The following is a 15,871-nucleotide window of genomic DNA, read 5'->3' as shown; positions in this document are numbered from 1 at the left end:
TCTAGCTGTTAACCAGGCTTGTTGCTGTTTAACATCCCCTAGGTCAATTTATATAAAACGTAATATATGGAGGTTATTATGAATTATTCTCAATCCGTAGAAGCATTGTTCCAACCTATAGAGTTAGGTCACTTGAAGTTATCCAATCGGATCGTGATGGCGCCGATGACGCGTCAATTTTCTCCGGACGGTATCCCGGGTTCGAATGTTGCGGGCTATTACCGCCGCAGAGCAGAGAACGCAGTGGGGCTTATTGTGACGGAAGGGACAATAATTAATCATCCGGATGCATCCAATCAAGCCAATGTGCCGCACTTTTATGGCGAAGCTGCAATGAATGGTTGGGCACATGTTGTATCTGAAGTACATGAAGCTGGTGGTCAAATTATTCCACAGATCTGGCATATGGGAGCCAAAGGTCATGTTAATGATTATTCGGAAGCTGAGATTGCTACAATCGTTCAGGAATTCGCACAAGCAGCCTCAGAAGCGAAACGCGTTGGGTTCGATGGTGTTGAAATCCATGGAGCACACGGCTATCTGATCGACCAATTCCTGTATGAGAAAACCAACTCTCGTACGGATCGTTACGGTGGAGATATGATGGCTCGCACACGTTTTGTAGTTGAAGTGATAGAGGCTTGCCGTGAAGTAGTGGGACCGGAATTCACGATTGTACTGCGTTTATCTCAGTGGAAGACAGATGATTATCAGGCTAAATTGGCTGAAACACCGGAATTACTGGAGCAGCTTCTCGCACCGTTGGTTCAAGCTGGAGTCGATATCTTCCACTGTTCCACACGCCGTTTCTGGGAGCCGGAATTCGAAGGGTCTGATCTGAATTTTGCTGGATGGACCAAAAAACTGACTGGTAAACCGACAATCACTGTTGGATCGATTGGTCTTGATGGTGACTTTACAAGTCTGTTCACAGAAGGTAAAGGCGCAAGTAACGCCAGTATCGAAGGATTGGTACAACGACTTCAGAATGATGAGTTTGATCTGGTTGCTGTAGGCCGTGCTCTTCTGGTCGACCCTGAATGGGTTAAGAAAATTCAAGAAGGACGTACCGATGATCTGGTTCCATTCACAAGAGAGGCGATGACTGTACTTACTTAATTGTAGTTATAATCATTAGGAATATGTATTAATCAAACACACCTTCAAGATCATCTTGGAGGTGTGTTTGTAATGCCAACCAGAGTGAGTTATTCGGTGGAATTAATGATGAAAGACATAGAAATGAGACTGGCAGAGGATGCAAAAGAAACATCGGATAAGGTCCTCAACTTCATTATTGCTGGTTGCTTAATTTCTACATCATCACTCAACAACACCACTGCTGGGGGAACTCTCCCTCTGAAAGATCAACGCTTCTCTTCACTGAATTCCCATGCAAGTGACGATCTATTCATTAGTGCTAAGTGACAACAAGTGTTTTAAATTCTCATCAATAAATTGATTATCGGCACTGTTGATTCCACGACCGGCAAAATGGCCCCAGATCGATTGGATTGGTTTCAAGATAGCATTAGGTATACGCTTAGCTTCGTATTCATTATCAGCCGCTGTGCAGAAGAGATCCGTGCTTCCCGGCATGATACAGGCATAAGCTTTTATGCTCTGAAGTGCTTTATCAAAGTCTCCGTTATAGGAGGGATTTGCACTGATATCAGCATGTTGGCCTGTCCATAACATGGCCAGAACATTATGCGGATCCATATTCATAAAGCTATTTTCCCAGACACCAGCTACAAAATCCTCCAATGTGTCAAATCCCATCTCACGGTATAGCTCTTCTCTATAAAACGCATGTGATAGTCCCCATCCTGCATAGACCCGACCAACAGCACGCATGTCTGTAGAACTTAGTTGGTTTAATTTACTTGAGTCGAAGCCGACTGCAGATAGCAGCGAAGCTTTCACGCCTTCCAGGACCACAAATGTGTGTGGCCAAGGTTTGGCGATGCCTCCGAAAGGTGCGATTCGTTCAACCATCTCCGGGTAACTTGCCCCCCATTGAAATGCCTGAATGCCGCCCATCGACCACCCGACGACGAGAGCAATCTTTTCAATACCGAATTTTTCGGTCAGCAGTTGGTGCTGGAAACGTACGTTGTCATAGATGGTTACCTGTGGAAAGTTAGCCCGATCGAATGGAGGAGGCGTGTTACTGGGAGAGGAAGAGAGTCCATTGCCCATCAAATTCGGAACGATAATAAAATATTTCTCTGGATCCAGTGCCATCCCGCTGCCAATGAGCCATTCATTCTGAATATGCTGATCACCAAAAGCCGTTGGATAGACAATAACATTATCTTTCTGTTCATTGAATTTTCCGTAAGTTTGATAAGCGAGATAAGCGTTTGGTAACGTCACTCCTGATTGTAAGAGTACATCACCCAAATTAAAAATTTCATAATCCATCGTATAATTGCTCCCTTCAAAATGAAAAACCACATGTTCACTGTGATCTCTTGTACTCAGTATAGAGCTGTGATACTCTCAATAAAAGTGAATAGAATTCAAGATAGTATTCAATAAAATTGAAAGATGAAGGAGGGATCATCGGATGGAATTGCGTCAACTGAATACGTTTTGTACGGTTGCAAAAACATTGAATTTCACGCGGGCAGCAGAAGTGCTGAGCTACGTTCCTTCCAACGTCACGATGCAAATTAAAGCATTGGAAGATGAGCTAGGTGTTCGCCTCTTTGATCGGTTGGGCAAGCAACTCGCGCTCACAACTGCGGGTAAACGCTTTTTAACACACGCCCAAGGCGTTCTCGAAAAAATGGACGAAGCTCGTAGTGCTGTCCATGATAATGAAAAACTAAGTGGAACCTTAACGATAAGTGCGAATGAGGTTATTTGCTCCTATCGGCTTCCACCTGTCTTCCAACGGTTTCGTTCGCAGCATCCGGGAGTTCGCTTAATTTTCCGCTCAGTTCCGAATCAAGAGCTCAAGCAAACGCTCTTTGAGGGGACCACGGATATTGTTTATATGTTGGATGAACCTATTCGCTCGAGTGGACTTTCCGTGGAACCTTTGCTGGAAGAACATTTCCGATTGTTAGCTGCTCCAGATCACCCACTCGCCAAACGAACTGTGCTGCAATTGGAAGATTTTCATGATGAAGTGTTCCTGACAAATGAGAAGGGTTGTCCCTATCGGACGATGTTTGATCGGTCATTTGAGAAAGAGGGCATTGATAGCATTACATATTTAGAGTTTCAAAGTGCTGAAGCCATTAAACAATGTGCAATTTCAGGCATCGGTATTGCCTTCCTTCCTGAGATCGTCGCGGAATCTGAAGTTGAACGTGGAGAACTTGTTGTCCTCCCCTGGCAAATTCCGGACTTGCAGGTATATACACAGATGTTGTGGCATAAAGACAAGTGGCTTTCACCAATGATGTTATCTTTTATAGAAGCAACCAGGGAAGTTTTTGGTTCACAGAGTAAGAATAAAACCGTATAGCTTATGTACGAGACATCAAACTGTTGAGCACAGTAAAATGCTGTTGAAAGTGAGGAGACATTATTTATGATTCCATTAGTATATGACCAGATTAACCATTGGGGAAAAGACGATGAATTTTTCCTTTCATTGTTAAAGAGATTACAAGTAGAATCTATAGCTGACCTGGGCTGTGGAACAGGAAGATGGACTACTCATCTTGTTCAGTACGGTTATAAAATTACCGCTATAGATCCCAATGAAGAAGCGATTGAAATAGCGAGAAGTAAAGATAATTCTGAAAGTGTGGAATGGATTATAGGTGATAGTGCAGATTTACAAACCAATACCTATGATGCGGTAATTATGACAGCGAATGTTGCACAGGTATTTCTTACAGATGACAGCTGGAAACGAGTAATCTCAGACGTATTCCGATCCCTAAAAATCGGGGGTCACTTTATTTTTGATACAAGAAACCCTTTGGTAAAAATATGGGAAGAATGGGAGAAGGACAAAACTCCTGACTTAGCTAAAGATAGACTAAGCGGAGATCCTTTAGAAATTTATACAGAATATGAAGGGTTTGAGGGAGATATTTACACTTTCTATGAAATTGTAAAAAATACCAAAACAGACAAAGTATTAGTTCATGAAAAAATGCAGCTGAGGTTTCGAAATCAAGAAGAATTCAATGAATCGCTGAAACAAATCGGTTTTTCAAAAATTAAAACATATGGTGATTGGGAATTCAAACAAGCAAATTCTCAGAATAGATCGTTTATTTTTCATTGTGTAAAATACTAAAATAACCCTACAAACATTGTTTCATTCAAATCCATTCAATGAAATTTGTTCATATATGATGAACTGGAGTATGATTGGGGAAGGCGTTGCTGATAACTATCATATAATCAATGCCATGTACAGAGTGTAATTTGATATCGGTCTAAAGCTTTTGGACCCGGCTATACAACACCATACTTCCTTGAAGGGGGACATCTGTTTTGGATGAGCAGTTTCTAGATTTATTGGCCGAGAAATATGATACGGAAGAAAAAATCATAACAGAGATCATCAACCTTGAAGCGATCTCCAATCTCCCGAAGGGAACCGAGCATTTTGTCAGTGATTTGCATGGGGAGTTTCAGGCTTTTCAGCATGTACTACGAAACGGTTCGGGTACCGTCAAAGAGAAAATCAAAGAATTATTCCGGGAGGTTTGGACGGATCAAGAGATCAATGATTTTGCGGCGTTGGTTTATTACCCTGAAGAAAAAATACAGCTGGTTATAGGGGAACTGAGCAATAAACAGGCTTTGAACCAGTGGTATAGACTAACAATTGAACACATGCTTAAGCTTATTTCTTATGCCTCTTCCAAGTATACACGCTCAAAATTGCGTAAAGCTCTGCCGGAGCAATATGTATATATTGTAGAAGAGCTTTTATACAAGACGGATTCGACCAACAATAAGGATCCTTATTACGAGGAAATATATCGGCAAATTATATCCTTGGGCCAGGCGGACAATCTCATTATCGGCCTTGCTTATACGACACAGCGCCTGGTGGTTGACCATCTTCATGTGGTTGGAGATATCTATGACCGGGGGCCGTACCCCGATAAAATTATGGATACACTGATCAACTACCATTCTGTAGACATACAGTGGGGGAACCATGATGTCCTCTGGATCGGAGCCTACGCAGGTTCTCTGGTCTGCCTTGCGAATATTATTCGAATCTGCGCCAGATACGATAATCTGGACATCATTGAAGATGTATACGGAATCAATCTGCGCCCACTGCTAAACCTCGCGGAGAAATATTATGAAGACAATCCGTCCTTCAGACCTAAGTTACAGGCTGGACATAATGTATCGGAGCAGGAAATTCTGCAGATCACCAAAATTCACCAAGCCATTGCCATGATTCAGTTTAAACTTGAAAGCCCGATTATCAAGAGACGCCCATACTTTAATATGTCTGAAAGACTTTTGCTGGAGCAGATTGATTACGACAACAATGAAATCAACATCTGCGGTAAAACGTACCACCTGGAAAACACCTGTTTCGCAACCGTAAATCCGCAGAAGCCCGAACAATTGCTTGAGGAAGAACGCCAGGTGATGGAAAAGCTGTTGTTTTCCGTTCAGCATTCCGAAAAGATGGCCAGACATATGAATTTTCTCATGAAAAAGGGCAGCCTTTATTTAAAATACAACGGGAATTTGTTAATCCACGGCTGTATTCCTTTGGATGAAGAAGGAAATATGGAAGAAATGCAGATTGAAGACAAGACATATGCGGGCCGTCAATTGCTTGATGTTTTTGAAGATTATTTACGTTACGCCTTTGCGCATCCGGAAGAGACAGAAGATCTGGCGACGGATATGGTATGGTACATCTGGACAGGAGAATGTTCCTCGCTCTTTGGAAAGAGAGAAATGACCACTTTTGAACGGTATTTTATCCAAGATAAAGAAGCACATAAAGAGAGAAAGAATCCTTACTACCATTTACGTGAAAATGAAGATATCTGTCGAATAATCTTGCAGGAGTTTGATTTGAATCCAGATCATGGACATGTCATTAACGGGCACACGCCAGTCAAAGAAATTAGTGGAGAGAGCCCTGTTAAAGCAAACGGAAAAATGATCGTGATTGACGGCGGTTTTTCCAAAGCCTATCAATCCACAACGGGCATTGCCGGATATACCTTGTTGTACAATTCCTTTGGCATGCAGCTCGTTGCCCACAAGAAATTTAATTCAAAAGAAGATGTGTTATGTAACGGAACGGACGTGTTATCTCTAAAAAGATTGGTGGACAAAGAACTGGCGCGGAAGCTGGTGAGGGAAACCAATGTCGGAGAAAAGCTGTTGCAGAAAATTTCAAATTTGAAGGATCTACTAGACTATCGCTACATGAAATGAAACGATTGCTAAAGTACACATTCGGATCAACCGTTTGAGTGCAATATGACATAGACGCTCGTATTGGGCAGGGAAGTAATAATCTCCTGTCTGTACGAGCCTTTCTTTTTTCACAGTGCGATTTAACAACAAACTTTATGACTTAACAGTTGAACTAACGGCGGATTTTCAATTGGTGGAGGGGAGAAAGATATGGACTACAATTCACGGAAGGAAGCGGTTTTTGAGACGAAACGGTTCCGTAACTGTACCATAGCGGCGGGTCGGCGTCATACCGTTGCTCTTAAATCTGACGGAACAGTAACAGCTGTGGGTGATAATAAATATGGTCAATGTAAGGTAAGCGATTGGTGCGATATCGCCGCAGTTGCAGCGGGTAATGTACATATGGCTACGAATACAGGTAATGCCCATACCGTTGGTCTTAAATCTGATGGTACGGTAACTGCTATAGGTTGGAATAAGCATGACCAATGCAATGTAAGCGAATGGCGCGATATTGTAACCGTTTCGGCAGGTTGGTGCCGTACGGTTGGGGTTAAATCAGATGGCACCGTGGTTGCGGTGGGGCGAAATAATGAAGGGGAATGCAACGTGAGCAGCTGGCGCAATATTGTATCGGTCACGACGGGTGACTGGCATACAGTTGGTCTAAAATTAAACGGAACGGTAACAGCAGTTGGTAACAATAAATATAACCAATGTAACGTAAACGACTGGGGCGACATATTGGCTGTTTCGGCGGGGTATCTTCATACAGTTGGGCTCAAATCGGATGGCACGGTATTGGCTGTGGGTAGAAATAATAATGGCGAATGCGATGTAAGCGAATGGCGCGATATTGTAGCAGTTGCAGCGGGGAGTTATCATACTGTTGGTCTTAAGTCCGACGGTACAATGGTTGCTGTGGGTTCGAATAAACATAACCAATGTGATGTACGTGGCTGGCACGGAATTAGAGCTGTTTCGGCGGGGTGTGCCCATACGATTGGACTGAAATCGGATGGTACGATGGTTGCTGTGGGTGATAATGATTATGGACAATGTGATGTAAGCGGATGGAGTAACATTCAACAATAAAATACTACGAAAGCAGCAGCTGATGTCGGCTGCTTTTGTTATTTGTCGCGGGACAAAAACATGGTTTTATTGCCGATTTGATGAATGTATATCATTAGAGTGTGAGCACTGTAATGTGCTGGATGAGGCATTGTTTGACTTCTGGAATGTGAAGCCGGAGGTAGATCCGGGTAAAAGTAAATATACCAATGAGACGATAGCTCAAACAACAAGGAGGCAACCGATCAACGTGATCGGCTGTTTTTGTTTAACTAACTTTGTGAATGAAAACTGTGTTTACAGGTGGGAGTTCAAATGCTGGAGAAGCTGGTGTGACTTAGTATGATTTGAATCCATCACTTCGTCGTGGTCTACTATAAATATTTACCTCTTGCATAAGGAACATGTGTTCTGTTTATAATATATACAAACATACGTTCTTAAAAGTACAGGAGTGATTACAGTGTTGACTAAGCAACGAACCATTATGCTCATTGATATGCAGAGCTTTTATGCTTCAGTCGAAAAGGCAAAATTGCCTCAATACAAAAATAGACCATTAGCTGTCGCGGGAGACCCCGCAAGACGTTCTGGAATTATCCTTGCCGCTTGTCCACTAGCCAAAGCGAAGGGTGTATCTACCGCGGAACCACTCTGGCAGTCTCTTCAGAAGTGCCCTGAACTGATCATTGTGAGACCACACATGCAAGAATACATCGAAGTATCCACTCAAATCATGTCCATTATTGAGGAGTTCACTGATCTGGTCGAACCGTACAGTATAGACGAATTATTCGCTGATTTTACAGGGTCTATGCATCTATTCGGTAATGATCCAATCGATTTGGCCAAGCAAATTCAAGACAAAATCTATAATGAAACAGGCGTTTACGCGAGAGCTGGCATTGGTGAAAACAAAATCATCAGTAAATTATGCTGCGATATGATCGCTAAAAAAGCAGAGGGGGGCATTTTCCACTTAAAAAAAGAGGAGTTACACCTCCATATTGGAGATAAGCCCATCCGCGATATGTGGGGGATCGGCTCAAGAATGGAAAAACATCTGTGGAAGATGGGGATCCGAACCATTAGAGACCTGGCGAATACGCCTCTTTCCAAATTAAGAAGTAAGTGGGGGGTTAATGGAGAAGTCATCTGGCGAGTCGCTAATGGAATCGACAATTCGCCGGTAACCGTCAACACGCACAGTACACAAAAAGATATCGGAAACGGAATGACCTTGCCTAGAGATTTCACAGAGGATTGGGAGATCGAAGTGGTTATTCTCGATATCTGCACAGAAGTATGCAGAAGAGCCCGCCAAAAGGGACTGATGGGTAGTGTCGTGTCCGTAAGTGTGTCTGGAGCGGATTTTGACCACCCCACTGGTTTTCACAGGCAGGTTAAACTGTCTGATCCTACAAACATAACCGTTGATGTATGCAAGATAGCCAAACGCATATTTCATCAACACTGGGATGGGCAACCTGTGCGCCGTGTAGGCGTATCCCTGTCTCAATTATCCAACGCGGATACATATCAACTATCTTTTTTTGATGATCAAGAGCAGAAACGAGCCATTGATCAGGTGATGGACGACATTAAGGATCGATTTGGCGACATTGCCATTCTACGAGCGAGCTCCATTACGGCTGCGGGTCAAGCGATCGATCGAGCATCTAAAATTGGGGGGCATTATAAATGAGCAAAAAACTGGAGGCCAATGGATTATGGGAATCGAGCCGCATGATGCTTCCTCAACATAAAGAACGAATTATACAGCATCGTACTCAAGTTCATTATCTAACGAAACCGCTGATCCATGAAGATGAGTGGGAGATTATTACACAAAATATAGATATGTCGCTCAATTATACATTGCAAGCCACCTTTGCAATATTTACTGAGTCAGGCAATCGGTATATACACGGGATCGTCACTTCAGTCAGTACCTTTGGAAAGAAAATCAAAATTGAAATGGAGAATGGATTTGAATGGGTCGATTTTGATCAATTGGTCGCTGTAAAACTTGAAGAAGGAGGCGTGTAAAGTGCGACAGACTTTCGAGGAACTTTCACTCGTAAAGAGGGTAGTGGAGCTCCCTTATCTGTTAGGTGCTCTGGAGGTAGATAAGCATAAAATATACGCTTCAAACTTCAAAATGAAATCTGTGTATGTTGACTACTTGGACGGTACCCAAAAGAAAATTGCTTTAGAAATGTACAAATCAAAACAAACGCTAAAGGAACATCATATTAAAATCATAGATGAAGTGAGATCTGATCTGAGTTTAACGGTAGATTATTCGGTGAGAGGTTACATTCATAAAATGACATTATTATGGAGCAAAGTGAAAGTGGATGTAACCTTAATGCTTACTGAACATATGAACGTTGATATTACTGATTTGCTCAAATGAACATACTAAATAAGAGTCTAACTCATGGATGTAAGCCGGCAACAAATACGAGCAGACCTCTCGGCAAATCGGGAATCACGAAAAAGATAAATAAAAAGGCAGAGTACACTATGTACTCAATTACATTGGATTTATGATGGAGTTTGTTCTGCCTACAAGCGTTCTTCTGTATGTAACAATCCGCAAACGCTTCTACACATTTTAAAAAATGAGGCTAAACCAGGGGTCAATCTCACTTTTCCTGTTGATGATTTACAACAAACCATGCCATTTAACATAGACAAAGTGAGTTTTTCTTTAGGTGACATATCGGTAAAAACGAAATCCTCTCATGAAAAAGGCAGATTTCAATTCAACATTAAAGTAAAGTCGATCGTCAGCATAACTGAAAAGTTTCTTGAATTTGAGCTTTTGGGAAATTCCGAGGAAATGGCAAATAAATTAAGCAAGGAAATGAAAAAAAGCATGGAGGCGCTTATTAAAAAGTGCCAAAACTTTAATATCGATCCTTTCGGATATGGTTTTTATGCCAGAGCATATCAGTATCCCTTATACAAGGAAGCACAGGCCGACTGGGGGAAAGAGCTGTCCCGAGCACATTTTGATGTGGAAGTTGATCTTCGAATCGGCTCCACTGGAGCAGTAGAATAATCGAGTTGAAACGGTTGTTTTGTTGTTAACACCCAATAGTTACATTCTGGTTCCTATCTAATAAAAATGTGCCTACTTTTCAAGTAGCATGAGAAATTTTAAGATAAAACGCAAGAGGAGAAGTGGGCATAAAAGTAATTGAGGGGATGGTAACGTCATGCCAATTGAAATCAAAGACATTGTGTCTAAGAAAATATTAAGTGAAGTAAAAGGTTATCTAGATATTGGTTTTACTCATTCACTAAATCCCTATACGGGTTGTGCATTTGCTTGCGAATACTGTTACGTCAGAGAAATGCCTATTCAAAAGTTTAAGGATATTCCTTGGGGATCGTGGGTGGATGTTAAGAAAAATGCAGCAGAAAACTATCTAAGGGAAGTCTCTCTTCTAAGACGTAAAAATAAACCCATAAGTATATTCATGTCATCAGCCACAGATCCTTATCAACCTGTAGAGCAGAAGGCAAACATTACAAGAAGCCTATTGGAAGAAATGGATAAAAACCCACCAGATTCGCTTCAAATTCAAACTAGAAGCCCGCTGGTTGCCAGAGACCTTGATATACTGCTGAAATTAAAGGAAAAATGTAGAATTATGGTTTCAATGACAATCGAGACAGATCGCGAAGACGTGAAACGAATTTTTTCGCCTTATGCTCCTGGAATAGATTTACGAGTTAAAGCCTTGAAAAAGATAAATGATGTAGGGATACATACACAAGTATCTATTTCCCCTGTGCTACCTTTTTCACCTAATTTCGCTAACATGTTACAAGGCATAACTGATCGAATTTGGATTGATACGCTATTGATTGGTGATGGTCAAATGGGGATGAGATCTAAGCGGTTAGGGATGCCACAATTATTTGAGGCGAACGGCTGGGACAGATGGTACGAGAAAAGCATTCATCTGAAAGTCGAAAAATATTTTAAGGCAAGGTTTCCATCTGAAATTATTCATGTATCCAAAAACAATGCATTTCCATTTTGATTTTAAATAGCCAATTATTTAATGAGGATCTTGTCCGTTTTTTCTTCATGCAATAGAAATATTGCAGAAACTGGTGTTCGAAGATCAACTCTCTCATACGAATTAATGGAGGACGCATGAGTCCTCCATTGACTTAACTTGAAGATGTAGAGGAATTTATTCTATTTTGAAATGACCGTGGAGTAACAATTTGACATCATTCACTCTGATGAATATCGTTTGGAAGTTCATCATTGAGTTTCTGGTACCCGAGTCCCCATGTTTCCATAGAGAATATAATTGGCTTCAGTGAATTTCCTAAATCACTTAAGCTGTATTCGACTCTCGGAGGGACTTCTGCAAAAACAGTACGAATGACAATTCCATCCTCTTCCATTGAACGTAAATTTTCAGTGAGAACCTTTTGACTGATCTCCGGGATACTTTTACGAAGTTCTCCGAATCGTTGAGTTCCCTTCAAAAGATCCCTCATAACCAATAACTTCCACTTGTTACCTATCAATCCAACTGTCGTTGCGACGGGACACAACGGCAACTCTTTTTTTGAAATCACTGTATTATCGCCTCCAATAGTTACTATTAGTTTCCTATATAACAAAAAGGTGCCTACTTTCAAAATCAATACATTGCTTATATTATAATTCTGTCAATGAAAAATCAAATTATAATAAATGAAAGGAGGAGGGAGTTTGTAAGAGAGTTTATGCAACTGAGTGACTATTTTTCGAATCATATGTTAACGTTCTTGAATTCTTGGAGACAGCATTTAGAGATCAGTTTATTGGCTCTGCAACCTAAAGATAAAATAATAGTTACAAAAAGGTTCCTATGCAACATTAAGGTGCCTACTTACCAATTATCTAAAGTAGAGATAAAATTTAAGTGAAGGCATATGCTCACAAAGATAGAAAGGGGTTTAAATATGACGATTACAGAAAACAAACAATTGATGTATCGTTTCACGAACTTCATTAATACGGCAAGCAAGGAACTTGCTGAAGAATTGATTGCTCCAGATGCTGTTTTTTATGTACCTATGCAAAAAAAAGCAATGAATGGTCCAAGTGGTTATCTCTCCATAATTCATATGATGAGATCTGGTTTTTCCGATATACAATGGACTGTTAAGGAGCTGGTAGCAGAAGAGGATCTAATAGCAGCTCATTTTGTCATGAAGGGCACACAAGACGGAGAGTTTCTCGGGTTTCCACCAACGAGCAAAAAAATCGAAGTAAATGCAATGAATTTTTATCGGATCTCCAATGGCCAAATTATTGAAGAGTATGGTCAACCCGATATGCTTGGCTTGCTTCAACAAATAGGGGCAATTCCAAAAGCATAATTAGATTAAAGTAGAAGAGGGACTGCATTTTGCACTCCCTCTTCTTAGTGATTTTACAATTAGGAAATATAAACTACTAGTTTTAGCCTAGTTTTTGCGAACCATTGGACCACACGGATTTGATTGACAAGGTATCTGAAATATTAGTGATCGGATCACCGTTTATGAGAATAAGATCAGCACGTGCACCTTCGGTAATCCGGCCACGATCATGTAGACCAAAGCAACGGGCCGGTTTGGAAGTAGCCGACTGAAGAGCTTCAATCGGAGTGAACCCAGCCTTCACCAGTAGCTGCATTTCGTGGTGAACACTGGCCCCATGAGCAAGGCCACCAAGGTTCGGAACGGGAACCGGCGCGACATCCGTCCCTACAAGAATATCAACTCCGGCACGGTGAAGATCCATCACATTTTTAAAGCTGTTCTCCATGTTACCTTGTGGGAATGTATTGAAGCTTGAGTTCAAAATATCGATCCAATCCGGACTTAATTTGGAATGAACTCGTGGATCATTAGCCAATTCTGATGCCGGATTACCTATAATCGATGAATTCAACACCAAGCACGGTGTAACAAAAACTCCAGAATCAGCTATGGATTTAACCAATTCGGACGTGTACTCGGGTCTGTCGATAAACAAGTGGCCCAAACCGTCGACTCCAAAATCGATGGCTGCTTTCGATGAAAGAGCCGTCAAAACGTGGGCAATGACCAACTTATCGAACTTGTGGGCTTCAGTAACGGCTGTTTTTAGAATCTCATCACTTAGAACAGGCAGACCGGGTGCACCCATAACCGTTCCCTCTTCAATCATGATCTTAATATAGTCGGATCCATTCTCCACTTGGGTATGCACATGTTTGATCGCTTCATCAACCGTCGTCACTTGAGGTATTTCGTCGTGATCGTGAGCGTAGGCGGCTAACATTGCTTCCCGGTCTTCCTCCGATAGCTTCTCTAGTTCCTTTAATACGAATTCAGGTATTTCATCTCCATCAGGCAGCAATTCATCTGGGTGCCCACCAGGAGCGGTAATCGCCGTACCAGCAGATCGGACGTCTGCAATGTCATCGACATTTTTTAGCTGAATTTCGCGCCCTCTTTTCGTAAAATCGCCGTTCATTTCGAGTTCTGTTGTAACACCGAATTTTAAGGCATCTCGTAATCCGCCAATGGAGGTATGAACATGTGCATCAATGAGACCAGGTATTAATGTCGCATTTTCACCATCGATAATTGTTGCATCGCTCGGGATGTCTCCGCCCACTGAGATAATGGACACTCCTTTAATGACAATATGTCTGGGAGCAATAATTTGATATCCATCAAAGATTCGTATATTTGTAATCGCCGTAATTTCTTCTAAATCAGCATTTTGTTTTAATTTCTCCATCATAACTCCTCCTAATGTGTTTGTGATTCAACACTTCGGAGTATAACTGTTAGATATCTAACAGTCAATAGTCTAACTGTTGTTTGACAAGCCTACTGGGATCACTGTATATTTTAGCTACTTACAATTAGATTCCTAACAATTACAGAGGGGACGATGGACGGTCATGCATTCCCGAGAAGATACGCCTTATATGGATTTGTTTCAAATTATCGGTCTTAAGTTAAAGAAAAGAGCGGATGAGAGTATAAAAGAGCTAGGATTAAGTTCTCAACAAGGAAAAGTAATCGATTATATTTATGAGAATCAAGATAATCATATTATTCAAAAGGATCTTGCAGATCGGTTTCATCTGCGTGGAGCAAGCGTTACAAGCATGCTTCAAGGTCTAGAGCAAAAAGGTTTCATCGAACGTAAAATCCCGGTCAATAATGAACGGCAAAAAAATATTTATGTATTACCAAAAGCGGTTGACTTGATTGAAGACTTTAATAACTCATTTCAAAAAGTGGAGGATGAAATCGTTCAAGCCCTTAATGACGAGGAGAAGCAAATCTTAAAGAAATTACTGATCAGAATTAATGAACGCATATAATAGATGGGCAGAAGAGGTAAATGGTGGCCATAGAACATTGATGACATTGATTTCTCACCAGGAATTATTACTTACAATGGAACGGAAATCCTGGATCAAGAAGATATTTTTCAAGTCAATACTGCATCGTTTGAAAATCTTTCTATTTAAGGCGGTATATTAATGAACAAACTTGAAATTAAAGTATCTAACTATAATCCCAAGTATGCTGAACATACAGTGAAAATGTGGAGAGATAGTAAGGAACGGGCAATTGGTCAGGCTGAAACCCATAACTTCGAAAACCATCTATATTTTTTAAATCATATACTATCTAAACAGTATCAAATAGATTTAGCGTTAATTGATGAAAAAGTAGTTGGAATGATTGCCTATAGTGAAACTGAGATAAGCCAACTTTATATTCATATTGATTATCAAGGGAATGGAATAGGGCAAACCTTGCTTAATAAAGCAAAAGCACAAGCAAATGGAAAATTAACTTTATATACATTTGAAGTGAATAAAGATGCCCAAAAATTTTATGAGAATAATGGGTTTGAAATTACTGGTAGAGGACAAGAAAATGAAGAGAATTTACCTGATATACGATATGAATTGAAGTTGTAAGAATTGAAGTTGTAAAAATCGAACATAAAGTTACATTCAAAAAAGTGAACAGTCTGCAGGTTAGCAGGATGCTTGACCACCCAACCATTTTCACTGGAAATGTAATCCCATGTATTTGTCTTGACAGTAATTGAGTCTGACTCGTAATATTTGAAGTGGAGATGTAGGAAAGGGGACTCGCCGGACCATGTGGACTTCCTTGTAATGATTATCTAAACTGGATCGCTCGACTTGGTGTTTTGGTTATAACCACACGCCTGGTTTGTGATGCCGATCCGCAATCATTCAAGGGACGCGAGGAACCGTTTGAATCAAACCCGGGCGCGGATACTTGATGTATCCGCTTTTTGTTATACCTAGGATAATTCCATCTCCAATGAAAAATGGTTTTCTCCCTCCCTTATTAAACGGAG

General features: G+C 41.0%; 17 protein-coding genes. 14 read left to right on the top strand and 3 right to left on the bottom strand.

What is annotated here, in order from left to right:
• Positions 1-78 precede the first annotated feature (78 nt).
• Entirely contained in the window at positions 79-1,119 is a 1,041-nt protein-coding gene (locus MKY28_RS09805; protein ID WP_340935848.1) for an NADH:flavin oxidoreductase, read from the top strand.
• A gap of 72 nt (positions 1,120-1,191) precedes the next feature.
• On the top strand, positions 1,192-1,428 hold the full coding sequence (locus tag MKY28_RS09800; protein WP_340935847.1) for a hypothetical protein: 237 nt from the start codon (positions 1,192-1,194) through the stop codon (positions 1,426-1,428).
• Here MKY28_RS09800 and MKY28_RS09795 read toward each other — a convergent pair.
• Positions 1,408-2,427 (bottom strand): alpha/beta fold hydrolase, encoded by a 1,020-nt coding sequence (locus tag MKY28_RS09795; RefSeq protein ID WP_340935846.1) that lies wholly within the window; start codon positions 2,425-2,427, stop codon positions 1,408-1,410. The genes MKY28_RS09800 and MKY28_RS09795 overlap by 21 nt on opposite strands.
• A gap of 145 nt (positions 2,428-2,572) precedes the next feature.
• On the opposite strand from MKY28_RS09795, the gene MKY28_RS09790 reads away from it, so the two are divergent.
• From MKY28_RS09790 to MKY28_RS09750, 9 genes are all read left to right on the top strand, one after another.
• On the top strand, positions 2,573-3,481 hold the full coding sequence (locus MKY28_RS09790) for a LysR family transcriptional regulator (RefSeq protein ID WP_340935845.1): 909 nt from the start codon (positions 2,573-2,575) through the stop codon (positions 3,479-3,481).
• A gap of 66 nt (positions 3,482-3,547) precedes the next feature.
• A complete protein-coding gene (locus MKY28_RS09785; protein ID WP_340935844.1) occupies positions 3,548-4,267 on the top strand; it encodes a class I SAM-dependent methyltransferase in 720 nt (239 codons plus the stop codon).
• 200 nt (positions 4,268-4,467) lie between these two features.
• Positions 4,468-6,399 carry a fructose-1,6-bisphosphatase gene (locus MKY28_RS09780; RefSeq protein WP_076317751.1) on the top strand — a complete coding sequence of 644 codons (1,932 nt, stop codon included), beginning with the start codon at positions 4,468-4,470 and terminating at the stop codon, positions 6,397-6,399.
• 192 nt (positions 6,400-6,591) lie between these two features.
• On the top strand, positions 6,592-7,479 hold the full coding sequence (locus MKY28_RS09775) for an RCC1 domain-containing protein (protein WP_340935843.1): 888 nt from the start codon (positions 6,592-6,594) through the stop codon (positions 7,477-7,479).
• 466 nt (positions 7,480-7,945) lie between these two features.
• Positions 7,946-9,163 carry a DNA polymerase IV gene (locus tag MKY28_RS09770; RefSeq protein ID WP_340937887.1) on the top strand — a complete coding sequence of 406 codons (1,218 nt, stop codon included), beginning with the start codon at positions 7,946-7,948 and terminating at the stop codon, positions 9,161-9,163.
• On the top strand, positions 9,160-9,507 hold the full coding sequence (locus MKY28_RS09765; protein ID WP_036673624.1) for a YolD-like family protein: 348 nt from the start codon (positions 9,160-9,162) through the stop codon (positions 9,505-9,507). Before MKY28_RS09770 ends, MKY28_RS09765 begins: the two co-directional genes overlap by 4 nt.
• 1 nt (position 9,508) lies before the next feature.
• Positions 9,509-9,877 carry a hypothetical protein gene (locus MKY28_RS09760; protein WP_076327449.1) on the top strand — a complete coding sequence of 123 codons (369 nt, stop codon included), beginning with the start codon at positions 9,509-9,511 and terminating at the stop codon, positions 9,875-9,877.
• A 90-nt stretch (positions 9,878-9,967) separates the two neighbouring features.
• Positions 9,968-10,528: a Ger(x)C family spore germination C-terminal domain-containing protein gene (locus tag MKY28_RS09755; RefSeq protein WP_083677340.1), complete on the top strand. Its 561-nt coding sequence runs from the start codon at positions 9,968-9,970 to the stop codon at positions 10,526-10,528.
• Between the two features lie 157 nt (positions 10,529-10,685).
• On the top strand, positions 10,686-11,519 hold the full coding sequence (locus MKY28_RS09750) for an SPL family radical SAM protein (RefSeq protein WP_076327447.1): 834 nt from the start codon (positions 10,686-10,688) through the stop codon (positions 11,517-11,519).
• 196 nt (positions 11,520-11,715) lie between these two features.
• On the opposite strand, the gene MKY28_RS09745 is transcribed toward MKY28_RS09750, so the two are convergent.
• Complete coding sequence (locus MKY28_RS09745) at positions 11,716-12,072, bottom strand: winged helix-turn-helix transcriptional regulator (protein WP_017688258.1); 357 nt, start codon at positions 12,070-12,072, stop codon at positions 11,716-11,718.
• A 369-nt stretch (positions 12,073-12,441) separates the two neighbouring features.
• Between MKY28_RS09745 and MKY28_RS09740 the strand changes: the two genes are divergently transcribed.
• Positions 12,442-12,861 (top strand): ester cyclase, encoded by a 420-nt coding sequence (locus MKY28_RS09740; protein ID WP_076327445.1) that lies wholly within the window; start codon positions 12,442-12,444, stop codon positions 12,859-12,861.
• 82 nt (positions 12,862-12,943) lie between these two features.
• Here MKY28_RS09740 and MKY28_RS09735 read toward each other — a convergent pair whose 3' ends face one another.
• A complete protein-coding gene (locus tag MKY28_RS09735) occupies positions 12,944-14,254 on the bottom strand; it encodes an amidohydrolase family protein (RefSeq protein ID WP_340935842.1) in 1,311 nt (436 codons plus the stop codon).
• Between the two features lie 166 nt (positions 14,255-14,420).
• Between MKY28_RS09735 and MKY28_RS09730 the strand changes: the two genes are divergently transcribed.
• Together MKY28_RS09730 and MKY28_RS09725 are read left to right on the top strand one after the other, a co-directional pair.
• Positions 14,421-14,849 (top strand): MarR family winged helix-turn-helix transcriptional regulator, encoded by a 429-nt coding sequence (locus tag MKY28_RS09730; RefSeq protein ID WP_340935841.1) that lies wholly within the window; start codon positions 14,421-14,423, stop codon positions 14,847-14,849.
• A 162-nt stretch (positions 14,850-15,011) separates the two neighbouring features.
• Entirely contained in the window at positions 15,012-15,458 is a 447-nt protein-coding gene (locus MKY28_RS09725; protein ID WP_340935840.1) for a GNAT family N-acetyltransferase, read from the top strand.
• The last annotated feature ends 413 nt before the right edge of the window (positions 15,459-15,871 follow it).

Source organism: Paenibacillus sp. FSL R5-0473, assembly GCF_038004565.1.
Taxonomy (GTDB): domain Bacteria; phylum Bacillota; class Bacilli; order Paenibacillales; family Paenibacillaceae; genus Paenibacillus; species Paenibacillus amylolyticus.
Note: the sequence above shows the minus strand (reverse complement) of the source record. Positions and strands in the feature narration are given on the sequence as shown.

What these genes read in the sequence shown, in the direction of transcription:
- MKY28_RS09730 (WP_340935841.1), top strand. Translation starts at nt 14,421, where the DNA reads ATGCATTCCCGAGAAGATACGCCTTATATGGATTTGTTTCAAATTATC.
- MKY28_RS09805 (WP_340935848.1), top strand. Translation starts at nt 79, where the DNA reads ATGAATTATTCTCAATCCGTAGAAGCATTGTTCCAACCTATAGAGTTA.
- MKY28_RS09735 (WP_340935842.1), bottom strand. Translation starts at nt 14,254, where the DNA reads ATGGAGAAATTAAAACAAAATGCTGATTTAGAAGAAATTACGGCGATT.
- MKY28_RS09725 (WP_340935840.1), top strand. Translation starts at nt 15,012, where the DNA reads ATGAACAAACTTGAAATTAAAGTATCTAACTATAATCCCAAGTATGCT.
- MKY28_RS09740 (WP_076327445.1), top strand. Translation starts at nt 12,442, where the DNA reads ATGACGATTACAGAAAACAAACAATTGATGTATCGTTTCACGAACTTC.
- MKY28_RS09790 (WP_340935845.1), top strand. Translation starts at nt 2,573, where the DNA reads ATGGAATTGCGTCAACTGAATACGTTTTGTACGGTTGCAAAAACATTG.
- MKY28_RS09795 (WP_340935846.1), bottom strand. Translation starts at nt 2,427, where the DNA reads ATGGATTATGAAATTTTTAATTTGGGTGATGTACTCTTACAATCAGGA.
- MKY28_RS09750 (WP_076327447.1), top strand. Translation starts at nt 10,686, where the DNA reads ATGCCAATTGAAATCAAAGACATTGTGTCTAAGAAAATATTAAGTGAA.
- MKY28_RS09775 (WP_340935843.1), top strand. Translation starts at nt 6,592, where the DNA reads ATGGACTACAATTCACGGAAGGAAGCGGTTTTTGAGACGAAACGGTTC.
- MKY28_RS09765 (WP_036673624.1), top strand. Translation starts at nt 9,160, where the DNA reads ATGAGCAAAAAACTGGAGGCCAATGGATTATGGGAATCGAGCCGCATG.
- MKY28_RS09785 (WP_340935844.1), top strand. Translation starts at nt 3,548, where the DNA reads ATGATTCCATTAGTATATGACCAGATTAACCATTGGGGAAAAGACGAT.
- MKY28_RS09770 (WP_340937887.1), top strand. Translation starts at nt 7,946, where the DNA reads ATGCTCATTGATATGCAGAGCTTTTATGCTTCAGTCGAAAAGGCAAAA.
- MKY28_RS09800 (WP_340935847.1), top strand. Translation starts at nt 1,192, where the DNA reads ATGCCAACCAGAGTGAGTTATTCGGTGGAATTAATGATGAAAGACATA.